Annotated in this window: 20 protein-coding genes; 14 read left to right on the forward strand and 6 right to left on the reverse strand. The window is 39.8% G+C overall.

The window, feature by feature from the left end; translation table 11 throughout:
• Positions 1-14: 14 nt before the first annotated feature.
• The 6 genes from PQ511_RS15570 to PQ511_RS15595 all read left to right on the forward strand — a co-directional run bounded on the left by PQ511_RS15570 (position 15) and on the right by PQ511_RS15595 (position 7,288).
• Positions 15-1,175, forward strand: a complete 1,161-nt coding sequence (locus tag PQ511_RS15570) for an HpcH/HpaI aldolase/citrate lyase family protein (RefSeq protein ID WP_273852821.1) — start codon at positions 15-17, stop codon at positions 1,173-1,175.
• Entirely contained in the window at positions 1,102-2,445 is a 1,344-nt protein-coding gene (locus PQ511_RS15575) for a phosphoribosyltransferase family protein (protein WP_337957777.1), read from the forward strand. The genes PQ511_RS15570 and PQ511_RS15575 overlap by 74 nt, the downstream gene beginning before the upstream one ends.
• A gap of 38 nt (positions 2,446-2,483) precedes the next feature.
• Positions 2,484-3,569 (forward strand): cysteine protease StiP family protein, encoded by a 1,086-nt coding sequence (locus tag PQ511_RS15580; protein ID WP_420541723.1) that lies wholly within the window; start codon positions 2,484-2,486, stop codon positions 3,567-3,569.
• Positions 3,569-4,381 (forward strand): HAD family hydrolase, encoded by an 813-nt coding sequence (locus PQ511_RS15585; protein ID WP_273852823.1) that lies wholly within the window; start codon positions 3,569-3,571, stop codon positions 4,379-4,381. The genes PQ511_RS15580 and PQ511_RS15585 overlap by 1 nt, the downstream gene beginning before the upstream one ends.
• Before the next feature lie 174 nt (positions 4,382-4,555).
• The gene (locus PQ511_RS15590; RefSeq protein WP_273852824.1) at positions 4,556-6,169 is read left to right on the forward strand and encodes a YceG family protein; all 1,614 of its coding nucleotides are present in this window, start codon (positions 4,556-4,558) and stop codon (positions 6,167-6,169) included.
• 18 nt (positions 6,170-6,187) lie between these two features.
• Entirely contained in the window at positions 6,188-7,288 is a 1,101-nt protein-coding gene (locus PQ511_RS15595; protein ID WP_273852825.1) for a toxic anion resistance protein, read from the forward strand.
• A 42-nt stretch (positions 7,289-7,330) separates the two neighbouring features.
• Here PQ511_RS15595 and PQ511_RS15600 read toward each other — a convergent pair whose 3' ends face one another.
• Both PQ511_RS15600 and PQ511_RS15605 read right to left on the reverse strand, forming a co-directional pair.
• On the reverse strand, positions 7,331-7,504 hold the full coding sequence (locus tag PQ511_RS15600; RefSeq protein WP_098446211.1) for a CsbD family protein: 174 nt from the start codon (positions 7,502-7,504) through the stop codon (positions 7,331-7,333).
• A gap of 96 nt (positions 7,505-7,600) precedes the next feature.
• A complete protein-coding gene (locus tag PQ511_RS15605) occupies positions 7,601-9,019 on the reverse strand; it encodes an alanine/glycine:cation symporter family protein (protein WP_273852826.1) in 1,419 nt (472 codons plus the stop codon).
• 318 nt (positions 9,020-9,337) lie between these two features.
• On the opposite strand from PQ511_RS15605, the gene PQ511_RS15610 reads away from it, so the two are divergent.
• The 7 genes from PQ511_RS15610 to PQ511_RS15640 all read left to right on the forward strand — a co-directional run bounded on the left by PQ511_RS15610 (position 9,338) and on the right by PQ511_RS15640 (position 15,764).
• Complete coding sequence (locus PQ511_RS15610) at positions 9,338-10,270, forward strand: alpha/beta hydrolase family protein (protein ID WP_273852827.1); 933 nt, start codon at positions 9,338-9,340, stop codon at positions 10,268-10,270.
• Positions 10,271-10,422: 152 nt separating this feature from the next.
• A complete protein-coding gene (locus PQ511_RS15615) occupies positions 10,423-11,805 on the forward strand; it encodes a tetratricopeptide repeat protein (RefSeq protein WP_273852828.1) in 1,383 nt (460 codons plus the stop codon).
• A gap of 163 nt (positions 11,806-11,968) precedes the next feature.
• Positions 11,969-12,730, forward strand: a complete 762-nt coding sequence (locus PQ511_RS15620) for a threonine/serine exporter family protein (RefSeq protein ID WP_273852829.1) — start codon at positions 11,969-11,971, stop codon at positions 12,728-12,730.
• Positions 12,731-12,745: 15 nt separating this feature from the next.
• On the forward strand, positions 12,746-13,195 hold the full coding sequence (locus PQ511_RS15625; protein WP_273852830.1) for a threonine/serine exporter family protein: 450 nt from the start codon (positions 12,746-12,748) through the stop codon (positions 13,193-13,195).
• Positions 13,196-13,305: 110 nt separating this feature from the next.
• Positions 13,306-13,725, forward strand: a complete 420-nt coding sequence (locus tag PQ511_RS15630) for a DoxX family protein (RefSeq protein WP_273852831.1) — start codon at positions 13,306-13,308, stop codon at positions 13,723-13,725.
• 4 nt (positions 13,726-13,729) lie between these two features.
• Complete coding sequence (locus PQ511_RS15635; RefSeq protein ID WP_273852832.1) at positions 13,730-14,380, forward strand: DsbA family protein; 651 nt, start codon at positions 13,730-13,732, stop codon at positions 14,378-14,380.
• A gap of 304 nt (positions 14,381-14,684) precedes the next feature.
• Positions 14,685-15,764, forward strand: a complete 1,080-nt coding sequence (locus PQ511_RS15640; RefSeq protein ID WP_273852833.1) for an AI-2E family transporter — start codon at positions 14,685-14,687, stop codon at positions 15,762-15,764.
• Positions 15,765-15,818: 54 nt separating this feature from the next.
• Here PQ511_RS15640 and PQ511_RS15645 read toward each other — a convergent pair whose 3' ends face one another.
• Complete coding sequence (locus PQ511_RS15645; protein WP_273852834.1) at positions 15,819-16,814, reverse strand: LLM class flavin-dependent oxidoreductase; 996 nt, start codon at positions 16,812-16,814, stop codon at positions 15,819-15,821.
• Positions 16,815-17,007: 193 nt separating this feature from the next.
• On the opposite strand from PQ511_RS15645, the gene PQ511_RS15650 reads away from it, so the two are divergent.
• Positions 17,008-17,661, forward strand: coding sequence for a histidine phosphatase family protein (locus PQ511_RS15650; RefSeq protein ID WP_273852835.1), 654 nt, complete (start codon positions 17,008-17,010; stop codon positions 17,659-17,661).
• A 35-nt stretch (positions 17,662-17,696) separates the two neighbouring features.
• Here the strand turns inward: PQ511_RS15650 and PQ511_RS15655 are convergent, their stop codons facing one another.
• The 3 genes from PQ511_RS15655 to PQ511_RS15665 all read right to left on the reverse strand — a co-directional run bounded on the left by PQ511_RS15655 (position 17,697) and on the right by PQ511_RS15665 (position 20,723).
• Positions 17,697-19,010 carry an alanine/glycine:cation symporter family protein gene (locus PQ511_RS15655; RefSeq protein ID WP_273852937.1) on the reverse strand — a complete coding sequence of 438 codons (1,314 nt, stop codon included), beginning with the start codon at positions 19,008-19,010 and terminating at the stop codon, positions 17,697-17,699.
• A gap of 98 nt (positions 19,011-19,108) precedes the next feature.
• Positions 19,109-20,299, reverse strand: a complete 1,191-nt coding sequence (locus PQ511_RS15660) for an MFS transporter (protein ID WP_273852837.1) — start codon at positions 20,297-20,299, stop codon at positions 19,109-19,111.
• Positions 20,289-20,723, reverse strand: coding sequence for a MarR family winged helix-turn-helix transcriptional regulator (locus tag PQ511_RS15665; RefSeq protein WP_273852838.1), 435 nt, complete (start codon positions 20,721-20,723; stop codon positions 20,289-20,291). The genes PQ511_RS15660 and PQ511_RS15665 overlap by 11 nt, the downstream gene beginning before the upstream one ends.
• Positions 20,724-20,850: the final 127 nt, after the last annotated feature.

Genomic DNA, 20,850 nt, shown 5'->3' on the forward strand with positions numbered 1-20,850 from the left:
AATGATCATAGGGGGTGAAGAAGCTGGAATACTTTCAATACCTATCACCGATACAAAAAGAGCATATTTTCTTTAAGAAGCCAGCTCCAATCCACAAACATGTAGCTCGTGAACAGCTCGCCTATGCGGTAGGGGCTGCCTTGTATATGCCTGCCATTCGAAAAGACATTGCCACTATGGTGATTTTACAAAAGTATAAAGAAGTAGTCACGATCGTTCTTGATCTTGAGGATGCGATCGGTGACAACTGCGTAGAGGAGGCAATTGACCAAACTGTAGACCATCTATCAGCTATTGAAGACGCGATGCTACAAGAACGACTAAATTGGGATAGCTTACCACTCTTATTTATTCGGGTCCGCTCGGCCAATCAATTAAAAGAAGTAGCAAGAAAATTAGGAACGTCTATTCATTTCTTAACAGGATTTGTGTTTCCTAAGTTCACAACAAGTAATGGTAGAGAGTACTTACATACTTTACGAGATGTGGAAAGGGCAGCGGGAACACGGCTATACGGCATGCCAATACTCGAGTCTCCAGAACTTTTTTATAAGGAAACACGCTACACTGAGTTCCACTCTCTTTCATTATTGTTCAAAGAATACGAATCTTCTATCCTAAATGTACGGATCGGGGCGACAGATCTTTGTGGACTTTACGGGATTCGTCGCAGTGCACAATCAACGATTTATGATATTTCTGTTATGAGAGATTTTATAGCAGATGTGGTTAACTTTTATGGGAGAAGCTTTGTCATTTCTGGTCCAGTTTGGGAATATTTCAATAGTCGACAGGAATTAAGAGAGCGAGGAGATCAGAACATCTCCGATTATAATGCCGGACTATTAAATGAAACCTTGCTTGATCTAACGAATGGTTTAATCGGAAAGACGGTTATTCATCCTTCACACGTAAATGTTGTTCAAAGCGTACATGTTGTGTCTAAAGAAGAATACCTCGATGCTGTTAGTATTCTAGAGAATGCAAGTGGAGATATCGGTGTTCTAAAAAGTAACTCTCAAAACAAAATGAATGAGATTAAGCCACATCATAAGTGGGCAGTAAAGGTGATGGCCAAATCAACGATCTATGGGGTGTATCATGACAAGTATAATTTCTTCAAAATGCTTACCGAAACAGTACCATCTTCCGATCCTGTCGGATATGAACGTTAATCTTGAGATAACTCAAAATGCGTTAAATATACCAATTAATGATTTTTTCAACATGGCAGCACGCATTAATAAAAAACGAGGCTTTTTATTTGTTAGTAAAATACTTGGCAAGCATCTCCCGGTCAATCCGTATACACCACTGCTTGCTTCAGGTCTTCTTGCGTCTACATATTATGAACGAGTCACAGGGCACTCGGTTAATGGTCTTTCAGAAATTCGAGATGGGTTTTTAAGTGATCGAAACGAAGACATTCAAAAGGCATACGAGTTGTTGCAAAGGAATTCCCTTGCTCTTCAAGAAGCTCCGATTGTCATTGGATTTGCTGAAACGGCGACTGCACTTGGTCATGGAGTGTTTGATTGCTTCCCACAAGGCTATTATATCCACACTACCCGTGAAAATGTAGGTGATCTTGTACCAGAGTTCAATTTTAAAGAAGAACACTCACATGCAGTAGACCAGCGCTGTTATGCTAATCGCTCAATTCTTGAGAAATCTAATCCTATCCTCTTGGTAGATGATGAAATTACGACGGGCAAAACATGTCTTAACATGATTCGCGAGCTTCACGCTAAATACCCTCGCGAGCAATATGCTGTTCTTTCTTTATTAGATTGGCGATCGGAAGAACATTTGGAACACTACCAGGCTTTGGAGGAAGAGCTTGGCATCACGATTCGTGTCGAATCACTTCTTAAGGGGACGATTGCGTTTGAAGGGAAACCGCTTGAACGACCGATCAATGACTTTCATTCAGCTTCCGATTCAACGGTAGAAACGTTCATTCATCGAATTAACCTTTCATCTGCGTTTCATTCCTTACCCGAGAACGGTTACCTTTCTTATAGTGGGAGGTTTGGCATTAACGAAGCGGATAAAGCGGTGATAGAAGAATCATGCCAGCAGGCTTCGGAGCTATTACACAAAGAACAACTTGGCGGAAAAACGCTATGTCTTGGCACAGGCGAATTTATGTACATTCCAATGAAGATTGCATCTTACTTGGATGGAGATATCTCCTATCATTCTACTACGAGAAGCCCTATCCAGCCGGTTAAGCTTCAGGATTATGCCATTACAGAAGGCTTCACTTTTCAAAATCCTGAAGATCATGCCATTCAACACTATGTCTATAACATCCCAAGAGGCCAATATGATGAGGTATTTGTTTTCTTTGAAAAACATGTGTCAGATGAGAGTGTAATGGAAATCGCTACGTTGTTAAGTGAACGAGAAATTAAAACGGTTCATATTGTTACGTGTTCGTGAAGAAAGGAATGAATGAATTGACTGCACAGATTACTAGAATGGGAAGCTATCCCGAGCAAGATGTCACTTTTCTTTTAAAAGATTTATCAAACATAACAATGGAAAAAAGCACGGATGAGAGAGAGCAAGCGATTCAACAAGGCACTCACTATTCAGAGATGCTACCAATTGAATATAAGCCTACTGAAGAATATATGAAGCTGTTTTACGCTTCACTTGAGAAAACAAAACAGAAAGTCGCCGTCGCCGTAGGCGTGGTGGCCGAGCAAATTGTAGCGGAACGAGGCTTTCAAACCGTACTGGTTTCTTTAGCTCGGGCAGGAACGCCAATCGGAGTTCTGATCAAACGCTACCTTGCTTATAAGTACGACCAAAATTTTGCCCATTACAGCATTTCGATCATTCGCGATAGAGGGATTGATGAGGAAGCCCTTCGATATATTTTAAATGAGCATCCTGGCTACTCAATTTCATTTATTGATGGTTGGACGGGTAAAGGAGCGATTACAAACGAATTAACGAAGTCAGTTTCTGAATTTAATAAAATGACAGGAGCGAATCTATCAAGTGAGTTAGCCGTTTTGGCTGATCCTGGCGACTGCTCTTCTCTATTTGGTACTAGGGAAGATTTTCTTATCCCAAGCGCTTGTTTAAATTCAACTGTTTCAGGACTTGTCAGTCGCACTGTATTAAATGAGCGCTGGATCCATAATGGGGATTTTCATGGAGCGAAATACTACGCTGATCTTGCCTCAGAAGATGTATCTAATTTGTATGTCGATACGATTTGCAGTCAATATCCTATCATAGCAAACGAAGTGAAAAGCGGATTAGAAGCGATTGCTAAGCAGAAAAGAAAGCCTCAATGGAAAGGGCTAGAATCAGTTGAAAATATTCAGCGCGAGTTTGGTATTACAAATAGTCACTTCATTAAACCTGGTGTGGGGGAAACAACGAGAGTTTTGCTGCGACGGGTACCGTGGAAGATCCTCGTTCATCCTAACGCCGAAATGAATCTTGAACATATCTTGATTTTGGCAAGGGATCGAGGGGTTCCAATAGAAGAGTATTCTCAAATGTCTTATTCATGCTGTGGGCTCATTAAGCCGATGGAGAAAGCATGATGAAGGCATTTGCAAGCGACTTAGATCGGACTTTAATTTATTCTCATCGAATGATTGATCCTAGTACTGCAACAGATGTTCATTTGATTGAAACGCTTGAGGGAAAAGACATTTCTTATATATCAAATTATTCACGTGAAGCATTACAACAACTGAATAATGACATCTATTTTATTCCTGTTACAACGAGAACGATTGAACAATACCAGCGAATTACGCTTTTTCAAACTGCCATTCAACCAGAGTATGCTGTGACAAGCAATGGGGGGCATATTTTAAAGAATGGGAAAGAAGTAAAGGGTTGGTCAGACCAATTAAAAGCATCACTTGAATCGTGTTTATCTCTTCCTGTATTTATCCGTCAACTAGAGGAGCTAATGACAGGGAGCTGGGTAGAGCGAATTCGCCAGGCCGATCATCTCTTTGTATATCTTATTATTCGACGTGACCAAGTGTCCCGAGATGAACTTTCTTCATTGTTTAAATGGGCGCGTGAACAAGGTTGGCAGCCAAGCCTTCAGGGAAGAAAGCTGTACTTTGTACCAAATCCAGTAAACAAATGGAAAGCGGTAGAATATTTGAAGAATGAGCTTGGGCTTTCTTACGTGTATACAGCAGGAGACTCCCTATTAGATTATGAACTTATTAAGCATGGAGACTGTGGATTTGTTCCGTCACATGGTGAAGTTCTTGAAAGCTATCCAGATTTACATAAAACAGTAGCACATGGGATGGCTGCTTCAGACGAGATCCTCTTATCAATTACGGAAGATTTGTCGTTAAGCAATCACCTTGCAGAACAAAACAGTTAAGCATGGAAGAAATAGTATGTTATTCTGAAAGATAGAAAATGTTATATTGAGTGAAAGACTCCGATTACGTGGAACGAACGACGCTGACGCTATATCCGAAAGTGTAAGAATGTAAGGAGGTTTGATCCTAAGAGGCCATCCTCCGGAAAGGAATGAGAAAGCGGGGAGAACATCATGAGTCACTATGATCAAATTGTGATCAAAAAAGCATCGCTTGATGATGAGAATTTAAAAGAACGACTATTTCAGTCGTTCCCAGAGCGGGACTCTTATGAAAATGGAAGAGAGTTAAGGATTACGCAAATAGTGGGAAGATTCTTGGGAAGCTACTATGATGAGAATGACTATTTTCTTCAATTGCACGAACTTTACAAGTCTAATGAGATCCATGTGTTAAGTGAAGAATTAAATAAAGTGATAAGCCCTGAGCGACTTCAAGCGATTCAATCGATCCATTCAATTAACCAAAAAGAAAACGGCCTTTCTGCGAATCGATTTGTCGCATTTTTGGAAGGGGCAAAGCTTATTCCTTCTCACCAGAATCCAGCGTTACATCGTCATGTGCGAAAGTCATTAATAGCGATTCTAGAACTTTTTGAAAAACAGCATCAAGGCGGTTTTAGTCATCCGGAATTCCGTCGAGTTCTTGTTGATTTAATGAAATGGACATGGAATCACCTCGATCCATGGTTAGCAGAAACAGAGTTTGAAATAAAAATGCCGGGAGTTGTGTGGTACGGAGAAGCGACAACTAGTCAGCAATATTTCTTACTTTATTTAGTAGAACTAGGTTGTGATGTGCTTTATTTTCATCCAGAAGGCATTGACTCATTTCAAGAGCTGGATCCTGACGGGAAATTAATGGAGAAGCGTAAACTTCCCGCAACCGCTAAGCTTGAACCTTTTCCGATTGAAAAACCGGAAAGACGTTCTACAGTCGCCTATCGAGCAACGAAAGAAATGGATACGGTCCTTCATCATGAGGGCTCCCAATTGTTTAAACCATGGCAATTAAGAAGTTACGCTCCAAAGTCTGTGACATTAAAAACCACCTACGATGAACTGTTCATCATTGCAAAGGAAAAAGCATTCATTCGGCCAAACTTCAAAGTAGAAAACGGAACTGTTCATATTCCTTCGCTATTTGCTAAAATTATGGGAGTTTCCGAGAATAAGAAGGAATATTGGAATAGACTTCAAGATATCAGCGAAATGAAATCGACTGTTATGATACGTCAATTTCCTTTTACTCAGGAAACGAGAGCCAACCAGAAGTTTCACTACCAACATGCATTGAATCAAGAAGGTGTTTTGGATCCTGAAATCATGATGCAAGGGAACTGGTGGCAATATAAGCACTTGCCAAATGAAACACAGAAGGCAATTGGACAGGCGATTTCGAGAATGTGTAGTAACCCTAAGCTACTTCCTGAAGGCAATGAGTCAGAAGAAGAGATAAAACTTTACCTTTTCTCACAAACAACTAAAATTCCTGAAGAGTTTGTTCATTTAATGCAAACGTTTGATTACTCACAGGAAGTACCAAAAGTTGTTTTATATAATACGGAAATGAATGGGACACTTTCTCGATCCGATGCAGTTGTTTTGCATCTGTTAAATGAATTTGGGATTGATATTATTTTATATAACCCCCCGGGACATCAGTGCATTGAGCGCTATATTGACTCTAATCAGTTTGATATTCACTGGTTAGAAGAGATGGCCTATCGACAGGATTTTAAGGAACCTTCCGTTTTTCGTAAGCTATTTAAATCAATTAAATTATAATTAGGGGAGTGATCGTCGATGACGAATGATACAGGTCTAACAACGCTTGATAAAAATGAAGAGATCACAGAAGCAAAGGCAGAAGACGTGCGACTGAAGCTTCGCGAAGAGCAAGAAGTACAGAAGCTTGCAGGTGAGATTGATGTAAAAGACCAAATGGCTTTACTTGAATTTGGGAAAGAACCTGCCGTTGAGATTTCAAAGTTCTCCGATAAAATTTTATCGATGATGCGTACGACGAGCGTTACTGATTCTGGCGAAATGCTGAAGCAGCTTGGAAAAATTATGGACAGGTTTGATAAAAAAGATTTTGAAGAACCAAAAAATGGATTTCTTTCTAAGTTCTTTAAAAAGGGAAACGATATGGTCGAAAAGATTTTCGGTAAATATCAAACGCTTGGTGGAGAAATTGAAAAAGTGCACGTAGAAATTTCGAAATATAAAGATGAAATGTCACGTTCAACAGGTACACTAGATGAAATGTATCAGCATAATCTAAACTATTATGTCGAACTAGAGAAATACGTTGTTGCAGGTCAAATTAAACTTGAGGAACTTCAAGACAAAGTTCCTGCTATTCAGCAGAAAGTTAGCGCGGGTGATCAAATGGCGCAAATGGAACTGGATACGTTGAATAATGCGATTCAAACGCTTGAGGAACGCATATATGATCTTGAGATGGCAAGAATGGTGGCTATTCAAACGGCTCCACAAATTCGTCTTCTGCAACGAGGAAATACAAAGTTGATCGGGAAAATCAATTCAGCCTTCATTATTACCATTCCTGTTTTTAAAAATGGTGTCATTCAAGCTGTAACAGCGAAGCGTCAAAAGCTTGTTGCTGATTCTATGAATGAGTTGGATCGCCGTACAAATGAAATGTTGAAAAACAATGCGCAGAATATCTCAAATCAAAGTGTAGAGATTGCGAAATTGTCAGGTAGACCGAGTGTGAAGATTGAAACGATTGAGGAATCTTGGAACACGATTGTAAAAGGAATGGAAGAAACGCGTGCGATAGAGGACGAGAATAAACGTCTGCGTGATGAAGGTACGAAGCGTATTTTAGAACTTCAAGATAATATGAAGAAGATCGGGAATAATTCTGGTCGCTCCTAAAGAAAAAGGAAAGGAGAGCATTTTCGCTCTCCTTTCCTTTTTTTAATTCTTTAAATTGCCTTTACGATCCTGGTATTCGCCTTTTGACTTATCGCGCTTACCTTCTTCTTGAAGGCGATGATCATTCTTTGCGTTCCCAACCTGATCTTTGACTTCACCTTTTGTTTTGGAAACAGCACCTTTTACTTTGTCACTTAACCCTTTATTGTTACTCATAAGATAAACCGCTCCTTTCGTGTTTCTATAAAAGAAAATACCCCATGTAAGGAGTTACCAAACAGGCTTTTCCTTCATGGGGTGAAAAATAGTCATTTAGTTGGATTTGTCTTTCACTGGCTTATTTGTCCATATATCTGATTTTAATCCTTTAATCGTATCTGCATAGAACTGAGGATCTTTCCCAGCTTTACGCTGATCTCGATAATCTTTAAGAGCAACAAAGGCCACTTTACCTATAATGGAGATAACAATTAAGTTCAGAAGCGCCATGAGTCCCATGGAGAGATCAGCCATGCCCCATACGATACCAAATCCAGCTTTAGCACCAAACATGACCATAGCAAGTACGGCGAGTCGGTAAATTAGAAGGGCGGTTTTACTAGATTTAATAAATTCGATATTTGTCTCACCATAATAATAGTTACCAATAATGGAACTAAAGGCGAAGAGAAGAACAGCAACGGCAACGAAAATTCCTGCCCCACTACCTAAATGCTGGTTCATTGCTTCTTGTGTCAGTTGGACACCATCTAGCTTTGAGTCAACATAACCGTCTGACATTAAAATCATAAAGGCTGTAGCTGTTGCAATTAGTAGCGTATCAACAAACACACCAAGCGCCTGAATAAGACCTTGTTTTACCGGGTGAGACACGTCCGCAGTAGCTGCTGCGTTTGGAGCACTACCCATACCGGCTTCGTTAGAGAAGAGACCGCGTTTGATACCTAGTAACATTGCAGCTCCAACTCCTCCTCCAGTTACTTCTTTAAAACCAAAAGCGTGTTGGAAAATAAGAGCAATCATAGCAGGGATTTCAGTAAAGTTTACAATTAAGACAAAAGCTGCAACAATGACGTAAATTCCAGCCATTATTGGAACAATGATCTGAGAAACGACGGCAATTCGACGAACGCCACCGAAAATAATGATGGCAGTTGCCACCGTCAAGATTGCACCCAAAACCCAACGATTTACATCAAATGAATTTTCAAAGGCAAGTGCAATTGTATTTGATTGAACAGAGTTAAATACAAGTCCAAAGCTGAATGTAATTAAAACAGCGAAAATGATTCCTAACCATCTAGCGTTAAGCGCGCGCTGCATATAGTAAGCAGGTCCACCTCTAAAATCGTCGCCATCACGGACTTTGTAGATTTGGGCAAGCGTACTTTCAACAAACCCACTTGCGGAACCGAGCAGAGCAATGACCCACATCCAGAAAACAGCACCCGGACCACCAATACTAACAGCGGAAGCAACACCAGCAAGATTACCTGTTCCTACACGAGATGCCGTACTAATGAAGAAAGCTTGTAAACTCGAAACTGAGTTTTTTCTTCCTTTCATCGTGTCTTTTTCAGCTAGCACATGGAACATTTCACCAAACAGGCGAAATTGTACAAAGCGCGAGCGAATTGTAAAATACAGCCCGACTCCAATAAGAATAACAATTAAGACATTCGACCAGATCAGTTCGTTCCCGGCATCAACAATTGTTTTTACAATATCCATATGTAAGTCCCTTCTATAAAAAATTTAGGAAAGAGGAATGATAGATAGTATCACACTTCCCTTATTTGTTCAGAATCTAACGCGAGCAAGGAATCTTTTTTAAAAAAATGGAAAAAATACGGTATTTTCTGACAATAACAACATTACGTTAGAATCTGTTGCACAAAAATCCATTATACATGTTTTAAGAGTAAATAGTGGTTAATAGTGTTAGATTTTCTGACATCATAAAATATAGCAGTAGGGTGCAAAGAGTAAGATATAATAAAAGAAAAACTGATTAAGGCTACTGATCTTGTATGAGAAGGAGTTACTATGATGACAGAATGTGATGTGACCATTAAAAGTGAAAATGAAATTAGTGCAACTCTCTCTTTACCTTCTGGAAGTAAGGAGAAGTATCCTGCCATTATTATGATTCATGGCAGCGGTCCTGTGGATCGTGATGAAAATGCAAAAAAACTTAAGATCAATACGTTTAAGGAAATGACCGCACTCGCACTTGAAGAGGGCTTTGCAACAATCCGCTATGATAAGCGGGGAGTTGGCGAGAGTAAAGGAGATTATTATAGAGCGGGATTTTTTGATTTTATTGAGGATGCTGTAGCTGTCGTTAACTTTGTTAAATCTCATAGAAGTATTGATGAAAATCGAATTTTTCTTCTGGGGCATAGTGAAGGTTGCTTAGTTGCACCGGTTATCTATGATCGTGTGCCAGCACAGGGAATGATTCTTTTATCTCCATCTGCAGAGCCGCTTGGTGAAACGACAGAATGGCAGCGGGAACAAATGAAAAGAGATATGCAAACGATGGGCGGTTTTCAAGAGTGGTTGCTTCGCTTAATCAAGGCTGATCAAAAGCTTGATAAAATGAATGAAAAATTGACGAGAAAAATCAAGGGTACCGATGCCCCTGTCATTCGTCATAATGGACAGAAAATAAATGCAAAATGGAATAGAGAGCACGAACATTTTGACGTTCGTGAATATTTAACAAAAGTAGAGTGTCCTGTTCTTGCAATAACGGGTATGAAAGACGTTCAGGTAAAAAGCGAACAAGCAGAAGTTGTTTGTACCCTTGTTCAAGGGAAGTGTGAAAGTCATATTCTCCCTGACGTCACCCATTTATTGCGCAAAACAGTGGTCCCTGATCGATTCTCGAGTATTATGAATGATTATAAAAATCAAGTGAAGCAACCGATCGATCCTGAAATAATGCAGCTGGTATCAGACTGGATAAGAAAGCAATAGAAGGAAACACATAACAATATGGATGCCACGCCTCTCTTGGAAAACTAAACCCCTATAGGCAAGGATGGATTGTTTGCTTTATTCCTGTGGAACAGAGTGGTAGAATGTTAGGTAGAAGGTATCAAATTCAGCTCTGCCCGGGAGGGATTTCAATGATCGAGCAACCTCAAAGTGTTACAGTCATCTCGAATCAACGACAAGTCCAATTACGTGTTGAACGCCTTGCGATTCATCACAGAATGAAAATTCTAGAAGCAGAGAAGGCGAACGGAAGTAAATTTTATCTTTTTTTCTATAAAAACGATTTTATTACAGGCAAAACGGCCGAAGTAAAGAGTGGTTCTCTCATTGAGAAAGCATTTCAGAAAGGTATCGTTCTTCCAGCTTCACATCCACTTATTGACCATTTTTTATCTGATCGAACATTTCTTCTTAAATCCACAAAGCAGGTCTTTCAATCTGTCCAAAACCGTTACACTCCTCAAGAAACATCTTTTATTTTCTCTTATTTTGACTCATTCCTTTCTAAAGAAACGATTATTAAGTTAATGCGAAAGCACTTCTATGATTATCGACGAAACGGACAATTGCGCCTAGCGTTTCAAATCTTAGCGACCATGCTGCATTATGAACCATCAAATAAATGGGCGCTCGAACTGGCACGCAAGTTAGAATATCAAACCATTCGTAGCATATATGAAGGAAATCACCGTGAGCTTGTAGAGGCAGATCCCCTATTTGCTGAAATCCATGCTTTCGATGATTTGAAGTCGAATCAAACTTATCTTGAATCGCTCTATCGTAAAGAAAAACGTTTAATTGAACTATCCGCACTACGACTCCATCTCTATCTCCACTCTCCTGTTGAGGAGGTTGATCCACAAAAACTTCTTCATGTATCGCTCTCAGAATCTGAAAGAGCCCGTTTGCTTTGGATTCTATATTCTGAAGCACCTCACCATTTACTACTCAGAAAAAACGCCTTTGAAGCGCTTATGTATCTAAATAAAACAAGCGAAGCCATTCACTTACTATCACAAAGACAGGGATTGATCACGCAAAGTGAATATGAGCTTTTACTCCAAACGTTTCAGGATGAAAGTATCCCGATTTCTTCTATTGAATTCACATCACTCCAAAGCTTGCTCGAACATAAAGACAATCGCTCTTACTTGGACGGTTTGCTCCATGCGCTGATCCCAAGAATGATCCATGAATTTGGTTTAAGCTACGTTTATACATGGGTGAAGCCTTTTATGGAGAAAAATCAGGAACTATCCATTTTATCCACTGTGCAAACGATGGTAGAGATTCAGGACGATCCAGATAAGCAATTCCAACTAGGAAAGCTTTACCACAAAATGAAGCAATATGATGAGGCGATTACCTGTTTCGATTGGGAGATGGAGCTTCATCCAACAGATCCCACTCCAGTCCAATGGTTAACGAAGGTATATCGTGAAATGGGAAAAGTAGAAGAATCTAATACGTACATGTCTATATACTCACAGATGCAAAGAATTTCTCAGCAATAGCGCGGGCTCAAGTCCGCGCTATTTTTTTCTTCTCTTCTCGCACGACGTAATGATCGAAAGGAAGAGATAGGCATCGGTCTTGTTAATATTTGATAATCACTAGCAGATTCATATAAACTAAGTGTCATCAATACGATTATTTTTAGCTTGTCAGGAGCGAGGTATGGAAAATCAAACGAGTTATGCGTATGACATTATTCAAGTGTGTCTATTAGCAGGAAAGGTTATGCTCCAAAACGGTGGGGAGACGTATCGGGTAGAAGATACGATGACGCGAATAGCGGACGCTTATGGAGCAGCTCAATCGAATAGTTACGTAACACCAACAGGGATTATTTTTTCAATTGAAGGTCCTGAGCCTTCCAAAACGCAGTTGATCCGGATCTCAGATCGAACAACCGATCTCGATAAGGTGACAAAAGTTAATAGCATTTCAAGACGAATTAGTAGTGGAGACCTATCTATACAAGACGCTTACAATGAGCTTGATCGTCTCGACAAGATGACAGAGAGATATACTTTTCCAAAACAATTGATAGCTGCAGCAGTCGCTAGTGGTTGTTTCTTAATTATGTTTGAAGGGCAGTGGAATGATTTTGTGCCTGCCGTCATTGCAGGCGGAGGCGGATTTTTTAGCGTCACGTTATTTAATCGACTTGTTCCGATTAAGTTTTTTTCTGAGTTTCTTGCTTCATTCATTATCGGTCTTTTTGCAGTCTTATTTGTTACATTAGGATTTGGTGAACAACTCGATAAAATTATAATTGGATCGGTTATGCCACTTGTTCCGGGCTTGTTAATTACAAATGCTGTACGAGATTTGATGGCTGGCCATCTTATTTCCGGTTTATCAAAAGGAGCAGAGGCTTTTCTGACGGCGTTTGCGATCGGTGCAGGTATTGCGCTTGTAGTATCATTTTTGTAGAAAGGAAGTAGGGAAATGACATTTATTGCTCAGATTTTAACGAGCTTTGTGGCAAGCGCAGCTTTCGGCTTGTTATTTAATGCCCCAAAATCCTCCCTTATTAAAGGTGGGTTTGTCGGAATGTGCGGTTGGATGATTTATTATGTGATGGAAGCGTCAGGAATTGATGTCGTCATCGCAACAGTGACAGCTTCCTTCTTTATTGCTGTGATTAGTCAGGTTTTTGCGAAAATGTACCGAACGCCTGTTATTATTTTCAGTGTGGCGGGTATTATTCCGCTTGTTCCTGGAGGACTCGCGTATGACGCGATGCGTAATTTTGTTCAAAATGACTACAACAGCGCCATTAATCTTGCAGCAAAAGCCTTTATGATTTCTGGGTCCATTGCTGTTGGATTAGTATTCTCAGAAGTAATTAATCAAATCATCCGTCATTCAACGCTTACGAGACATCAAAAACAGTGAAAAATAGGTCGTAATCCTTTTGCAATCTATCCAGACCCTATGATACCGTTTAAACAGATGGCTCTGTCGAACGGTGTCAAATAATGTTAGTATCTGGGGGAGGATCAATGATGAAAACCTATCCCCATCTCGGATTGTTAACAATTCGATTGGTCGTAGGTATGCTCTTTTTTGCGCATGGTTATTTAAAGTTTTCAGAAGGAATTGCAAATACAGTAGCTTTCTTTGAAACAATTGGGATATCTGGATTTCTTGCTTACGTTGTGGCGGTTATTGAATTAGCAGGAGGATTGCTCATTGTTCTAGGGATAGGAACGCGCCTGATTAGCGTGCTATTTTCTATAATCCTAATTGGTGCTCTTATTACAGTGAAAAGATCAACAGGGATGCTTGGCGGATATGAATTAGATATCGCTTTTCTAGCAATGTCGCTGTCTTTGTTTTTAAGCGGTGGCGGTCCGTATAGCCTTTCTACCTACCTTGTGAAAAAAGGCTGGTTGTTTCAGGCGGAAGGATTAAAAAGGAAGTGATTGAGTGGCTAAGCCTAGGTTAAAACGTGGTGCAAAATGGTTTTTCTTTATATTAGCAATTGTGCTTGTTCTTTTGGTGATTAGCCTTCGATTTAAGCCCTTTACGGATACGAAAGGTTTTCAATTAGAGTCCCAGCCCGTTCTTGGAGAAGAAACGGCACCAGTAGAATTGGTTGCTTTCGGTGATTATAAATGCCCTTCCTGCCAATCATTTAATCGCTCTTTTTTTCCTTTGATTCAAGAAAAATTGATTGCAACAGGTAAAGTGAAATTTTATTTTGTCCATCATCCATTTCTAGAGAAGGATTCAATGAAAGCGGCTGAGTTTGCTGAAGTGGTATACCTTGAACTTGGAAATGACGTCTTCTGGCAGTTTCATCATGTTGTTTATGACGAGCAGCATGATGGGAAAAACAAATTAACGCTGGGTTTTCTAACTAATACCCTTAGCGGCCTGGTTAGTGAAGAAGAAACGGATAAGGTCGTAGAAGCGTATAAAAGTGGGGCTGGTAAAAAATCAGTAGAAGCGGACATGGCTTATGCAAGTAAAAACAATGTGCCTGAAGCATCTACCTTACTTGTGGATGGAGAACGCTTCAAAGGAAATCGATTATCAGAACTTAATAAATTGGTTGAGGAAGCAACGAATGAATAAACTGAAAGACGTCAAAATGGCGTCTTTTTTTAATTAATCAAACGTTTGTTTAAAATAAATTAAGTTAATTAAACGTTTGATTAAGAAATGATGATACACCAAGTAGAATAACGAAACGAATAAAAAGGGAGATTGAAGGAGCGTTTGATTAAACTAGTACTAGGGAGGAGAGTTATACAAAAAGGTAACGGCTCGATCCTTGTTTACTTGGAATTAAAAACTTTTTTCAAAAATCGAAGTTAGGAAAAGTTAAATGAGTGGTATAAGAATGAGAGTGATATGAAATAAACAAAGGAGACGGCCAATGTGGATTAAACACGATTTTTTTAAGTACGTAACAGGCATTATTTTATTATTAATTTGTTTTTTCTTTTTAACAGAGTTAGATTTAGTGAAACCAGTAAAAACCATTATTGGTACGCTTTTTTATCCTGTACTGATTGCTGGATTTTTGTATTATGCCATTAAACCGGTAGTGAAACTAATAAAAAAAATCCCTTTTATACCGGATCTTGCTGCCATACTCATCGTGTTTTTAGCGATTGCAGGTATCCTATACGCAGGCTTTACTTTCCTGGCAGCTCCTATTCAAAGTCAGGTATCTGAGTTTTCACAGGAGTTACCTGAGAAATTGAAAGAATCAGCAAAAGAAGCAGAGAAAATGATGGAGAAGAATGATGTTGAGATGCTTTCTCTTGAAAATCTTCGGCAAAAAGCAACGGGGTATTTAGGCAATCTCACCCAAAATCTTGGTGATCACCTTATGCAGGTAGTGAGTGCACTAACCAGTGCCACAACGGTTCTTGTAATCGTGCCTTTTGTTCTGTTCTATTTCCTTAAGGATGATCATAAATTAAAGCCTTTTTTGTTGAAGTTAATTCCGAATAAGCATCATGGGGAAGGGGAAAAAGTGCTTCATAACATTGATAAAACGCTATCGGCTTATATTACTGGGCAAATCATTGTAGCTGTGGTTGACGGTGTTTTAATATATGTTGCTTACTTAATTATTGGTCTGCCTTATGCACTGATGCTAGCCCTATTTGTTATGGTAACAGCAGTCGTGCCTTTCTTTGGGCCAATCATTGGTGTGATTCCTGCCCTAGTGGTCGCTTTAACCCAAGAACCAATTTTAGCTTTGTATGTCATTATTGCCATGATCGTTGTTCAACAGTTAGAAGGAAACCTGGTAGCTCCTGTCGTACTTGGCAAAAGGTTAAACATTCATCCTTTAACCATTATTTTATTACTCATTGTAGCAGCAGCTTTATATGGCTTCATTGGAATGCTAATTGCGATCCCCCTTTATTCAGTTATTAAAGTGATTGTTAAGAATTTCTATGAATTCTATCGAAGACGCCACAGAGCTGAATTAACTGAATAATGATAAACTCCCCTGATTCGTTTATGAATAGGGGAGTTTTTCTTATCCATTCCTTTATAAATAAAGGTGGGCAAGGCGTTCATATGAATCCTTTCGTTCTTTAGGGTCGTGTAAGTTAGTCAATACCATAAATTCTTCTGTCTGATAACGCTCGGCCAAGTCATCCATTTTCTTTTTAACTGTAGAAGGAGAACCAATAATCATTCGTTTTCGATTCGTCTCGATCCTTTCTTTTTCAGTCGCTGTATATCGATATTTCTCTACTTCTTCAGGAGAGGGGATGCGACTATCGAGCCCCTTCTCAACACGTAAAAGCCATAGATCCTGACTTTGAGCAAGCTCTTCAGCATGTTCGTCTGTTTCTCCACACACAACAAAAAGCGCAATGATGGCGGAGGGGAATGAACTATAATAGGTTGGTTTAAACATTTCGTAGTATGTTTTTAAGGTGTTTTCTCCGCGATCGGGCTTTATAAAGTGTCCAAAAACATAGCCAATTCCTAACTCAGCTGCTTTTTTAGCACTGTTTTCTCCCATACCAAGAAGCCAGAGGGAAGGCGGGTTGTTCGTTTGTGGTGCAGCTTTAATACCAGCATACTCGTGTCCCCTAGGCATGGTATCAGTTAAATAGTGTGAAAGCTCTTTTAACTGACGAGGAAACTCATTTAAGCTTTTATTGATACCGTCTGTTAAAGCCAGTCTCGTTTTTGCAGTGCCACCTGGAGAACGTCCTACACCAAGATCAATACGACCGGGGTGAAGAGCTTCTAACTGACGGAAATTTTCGGCTACTTTAAAAGGGCTGTATTGGGGGAGTAACACCCCTCCAGAACCTACTTTTATGCGATTTGTTGAGGCTGCAATATGCGCCATCATAATCTCTGGAGCTGTACTAGCTAGCCCTTTGGTACTGTGGTGTTCTGCGAACCAGTAGCGCTTATATCCTAGTTCTTCTGCTAAAATAGCAAGGTTTCGTGTCTTTTCAAGAGTTGTATATGAATCGCTTCCTGAGGGAATGGGAGCTTGATCAAGAATACTTAAGTTTATCAATCGTCCTGCATCTCCTTCTATTCTCTTTGTTAGTATATGCCACCTTGTTCTATCCTAACGCTTTACCTGAAGTTGGTATAGTAAGATGCCTTCTCTTAAAATAGAGCGGAAACACCTCTGCTGATACTTGCAACCTAACCTTACGATAGCCATAATAAAGGGTAGAAAAAGTGTAGGAGAGAGTGAAAAAGTATTGACTAATAAAATCTCAGATATAAAAGTAGATCAAAAGCATACGCGTATTTACCTTATACGCCATGGTGAAAGTGAATGGAATGCAGCAGGAGACGTCTATTGTGGGCGAACGGATATTGGACTTTCTAAAGAAGGCATAACACAAGCAAAGAATGCAGGCGACTTTCTTAGTTCAGTGGCATTTGACCGAGCATATGCATCTCCATTGATTCGAGCACGTGATACAGCTGAACTTATTTTAGGAGAACGAAAGTTACCGATTCAATTAGATGAACGGATTTATGAAGGAGATTTTGGCGAGTGGGAAGGAAGATCCAAAGCAGCATTTATAAAAGAAGATCCTGAATCATGGGATAATTGGATGGCGAATCCCTGGGAAGCAAGAGCTGGCAGAACGGGTGAAACTGCTCGTGAAATGTATGAGAGAGCATCGGCTTTCTTTAAGGAAGTTAGTGAAAAACACGCAGGCGAAACCGTACTCGTTGTAGCTCATAACAATACCATTCGATTCTTTCTTGCAGGCATTTTAGGAATGCCATTTTCAAACTATCGTCGTATCTTTCAAGATAATACAGGAATCAATATTCTTGATGTGAATGGCGATGATATCCTTATACGCAGTCTGAATATCAATGCCCATCTAGATAGTTGAAGATAAAAAAAGCGATGCAGCTGCATCGCTTTTTTCTATTGAGAAAGTTCTTTATATGACTTTTTGACAATGCTACTTAAGGCAATGAGGGCAATGACGTTCGGTAATACCATAAATGCATTAAATGTATCGGCAAGTTGCCAAACGAACGGAACGTTTAAGACAGTCCCAAGGACAATGAAGATAAGCACAGCGGCACGATAATACGGCACACTTTTTTCACCGAATAAATAGTTTACGTTTGTTTCACCAAAGTAAGCCCATCCTAAAATGGTTGTAAAACTAAAGAACAACAAACTAAAAGCAATAAAGTAGACACCAAAGCCACCGAGCCCACTAGTAAAACTAGCCTGAGTTAATTCAATGCCTGTTAGATTGGAACTTGCGCCATCTGTTACGAGAATAACAAGCGCTGTAACAGTACAAATAATTACGGTATCGATGAGAACGCCAACCATGGCCACAAATCCTTGCTGCGCAGGATGTTTCACTTCTGCCACAGCGTGGGCATGCGGGGTTGACCCCATCCCGGCTTCATTTGAGAATAATCCCCTTGCAACCCCGTATCGAATCGCTTCTTTAATAGAAGCTCCAAGTACTCCGCCTCCAGCAGATTCTGGAGTGAAGGCTGATTCAACGATAAGTGATAGCGCTGGGAGTACTTGATCAAAATGTAAGGTAAGGATGATAAGCGCCCCAATGATATAGAGTAACGCCATGATTGGAACCACATTTCCTGCAAATCGGGCGATACGATTGATCCCACCGAATAAAATTAAACTAATGAAAATCGCGACACCAAACCCAATCACAAGCGGTGGGATTTGAAAGGCGGTTTGAAACGCTTCGGCTATTGAATTAGATTGCACCATATTCCCGACAAATCCAAGCGCACAAACAATAGCGATGGCAAAGAAAGCGGCTAGTTTTTTACTCCCTAGTCCATCGCGAATATAGTAAGCAGGTCCACCTTTTACAACCCCGTTTTCTTTCACACGGAACTTCTGAGCTAATACAGCTTCGGCAAAGATCGTGGCCATACCAAGAAAGGAAGAGATCCACATCCAAAAAATAGCTCCTGGTCCACCAGCTGCTATGGCAGTGGCGACGCCGGCTAGGTTTCCTGTCCCTACTTGTGCGGCAATGGCAGTTGATAGTGCCTGATAAGATGAAATGCCGTTTTGTTTCTTTTTTGAGAAAAGGGGGCCAAATGTTTGACGAAACCCTTCTTTTAAACCGGTAAACTGGATAAATCCAAGACGGATTGTGAAGAATAGTCCAGTTCCAAGAAGAAGGGAAATCATAATAGGTCCCCATAGAATCTCATTTATTGCTTCTATTGCTTGCACTGTTGTCAACTCGCTCTCATGAAAAAATAAGATTCTCCAATGATAGCTTATTTTTTCACTATACTTCAACCCATTAAATCGCTATGGTAAGCATTTCCTTAGTAATTTGTTTGAGATTGAAGTTGTTTTTCTGCTTTTTTCTGTTTTTGAATCCATTGATAAAAGAACAAAATTCCTATAACAAAGATACCGAGTATCATGTAAAGATTGGCATATCCTAAAGTTGTCACGATAATTCCAAGTATAAATGACCCCGTAGCTATTCCCGTATCGAAAAAGGTGAAAAACGTAGCAGTAGCGTGTGCACTTCGTGATTCAGGAGCTGCTTGTATGGCTAGCGTCTGAAAGCTTGGAACAATTGATCCATAGCCTAATCCAATTAAAGCACCAGCAAGAAGTAACATCCATGCTTCGGTAGTTAAGCTGAGTGTAAAGAGACCGAGTGCAAATAGAACAAATGCAGGCAAGATGACCGTATTCGGTCCTCTTACGTCAAACATTCTGCCGGTGAAAGGTCTAGAGACGAGCATCGCTACAGCAAATACGGCGAAAAAGAAGCCAGCTGCTTCAAGAAGACCGATTGATTTTGCATATAGGGAAATAAATGAAATGACGCTCGCATATGAGAATGCGACGAAGAGTCCAACGAGTGCAATAGGAAATGATTTTTTCTCAAAAAGATCATTGAACGTTAATTTATGACTTGGCGCAGGTACGCTATTTTCAATTACTTTTACTCCAAGTGTGCAAAGAACGCCAATCGTCATAATCCCGCTTAATACAAGAAAAATGGTCATATATGATACATATTGAAGAAGGGTTAGCGCAATAAATGGCCCTGTAACTACTGCTAGATTCATAGACATTGCAAAGTAACCAAGACCTTCTCCGCGTCGATCACGTGGAATGGTGTCTGCTGCAATACCTCCAGCTGCGGTTGTTACAATACTAAACCAAACCCCATGAAAGAAACGCAGAAGTAGTAACGCAACATAGTTATCAACTAATGGGTAAAGAAAGGAAGCTCCAGCAAAAAAAGCCGCACTTGTGACGAGCATCTTTTTTTTCCCAAACCGATCAATTAATCTACCAGAAAAAGGACGAACAATAATGGCAGATAACAGGAAAATTGTAATAATTAGACCCGCTTCAGATTCACTCCCGCCAATTTCTTCAGTGACATAAATGGGAAGGAGAGTTAATAGCGCATAGAAAACGATAAAAATAAATAGATTACTAATTGAGATGTTTAAAAAGCTTTTGGTCCAAATTGGTTGTTTAGTAGACAATTGACCTCTCTCCTTTCTTTACTCCAATTTGTTTTAAAAGATAATAGAAATGAGCCTGTTCTTCAGATGATAATTGTGAAAGCAAGGATTCTTCCAATTTTTGAATTGATTCTTTGATAATTGGTAAGAGATCTTCTGCTTCTGATGTGAGACGAACAATCCGCTCTCGTTTATCAGAACCCTCTGTTCGCGTAATCCAGTTGCTTTTCTCCATCCGCACGAGCGTGCGAGTCGTTGTGGGAGCTTCAACATTTAAATATTTCCAAATGTCCGTCTGTTTCATTGGACCAAATTGGTCTAGGCAGTACAAAATGGTCCACTGAGAACTATAGAGGTGGTACTGTTTAAGTAATTCGTTCACTTCTTTTGTGATAAAGCGAACTTGTTGATGCAAGTTGTGAAAAATATCGCTCGTTGAAATCATACATCCTCCAATAAAAAGGTCATTTTATTTACCTGGGTAAATAATCACATAACGTACAGTTTAGCGATATTCTGACCAGTTGTAAAGAAAAGGTGCTTAAGAAAAAATAAAAAAGCCAATTGTGGCT

This window comes from Guptibacillus spartinae, assembly GCF_028610625.1.
Taxonomy (GTDB): domain Bacteria; phylum Bacillota; class Bacilli; order Bacillales; family Guptibacillaceae; genus Guptibacillus; species Guptibacillus spartinae.

Coding starts and splice junctions, on each gene's coding strand:
- PQ511_RS15575 (WP_337957777.1), top strand. CDS start 1,102: ATGACAAGTATAATTTCTTCAAAATGCTTACCGAAACAGTACCATCTT.
- PQ511_RS15580 (WP_420541723.1), top strand. CDS start 2,484: ATGGGAAGCTATCCCGAGCAAGATGTCACTTTTCTTTTAAAAGATTTA.
- PQ511_RS15585 (WP_273852823.1), top strand. CDS start 3,569: ATGAAGGCATTTGCAAGCGACTTAGATCGGACTTTAATTTATTCTCAT.
- PQ511_RS15590 (WP_273852824.1), top strand. CDS start 4,556: ATGAGTCACTATGATCAAATTGTGATCAAAAAAGCATCGCTTGATGAT.
- PQ511_RS15595 (WP_273852825.1), top strand. CDS start 6,188: ATGACGAATGATACAGGTCTAACAACGCTTGATAAAAATGAAGAGATC.
- PQ511_RS15600 (WP_098446211.1), bottom strand. CDS start 7,504: ATGAGTAACAATAAAGGGTTAAGTGACAAAGTAAAAGGTGCTGTTTCC.
- PQ511_RS15605 (WP_273852826.1), bottom strand. CDS start 9,019: ATGGATATTGTAAAAACAATTGTTGATGCCGGGAACGAACTGATCTGG.
- PQ511_RS15610 (WP_273852827.1), top strand. CDS start 9,338: ATGACAGAATGTGATGTGACCATTAAAAGTGAAAATGAAATTAGTGCA.
- PQ511_RS15615 (WP_273852828.1), top strand. CDS start 10,423: ATGATCGAGCAACCTCAAAGTGTTACAGTCATCTCGAATCAACGACAA.
- PQ511_RS15620 (WP_273852829.1), top strand. CDS start 11,969: ATGGAAAATCAAACGAGTTATGCGTATGACATTATTCAAGTGTGTCTA.
- PQ511_RS15625 (WP_273852830.1), top strand. CDS start 12,746: ATGACATTTATTGCTCAGATTTTAACGAGCTTTGTGGCAAGCGCAGCT.
- PQ511_RS15630 (WP_273852831.1), top strand. CDS start 13,306: ATGAAAACCTATCCCCATCTCGGATTGTTAACAATTCGATTGGTCGTA.
- PQ511_RS15640 (WP_273852833.1), top strand. CDS start 14,685: ATGTGGATTAAACACGATTTTTTTAAGTACGTAACAGGCATTATTTTA.
- PQ511_RS15665 (WP_273852838.1), bottom strand. CDS start 20,723: ATGATTTCAACGAGCGATATTTTTCACAACTTGCATCAACAAGTTCGC.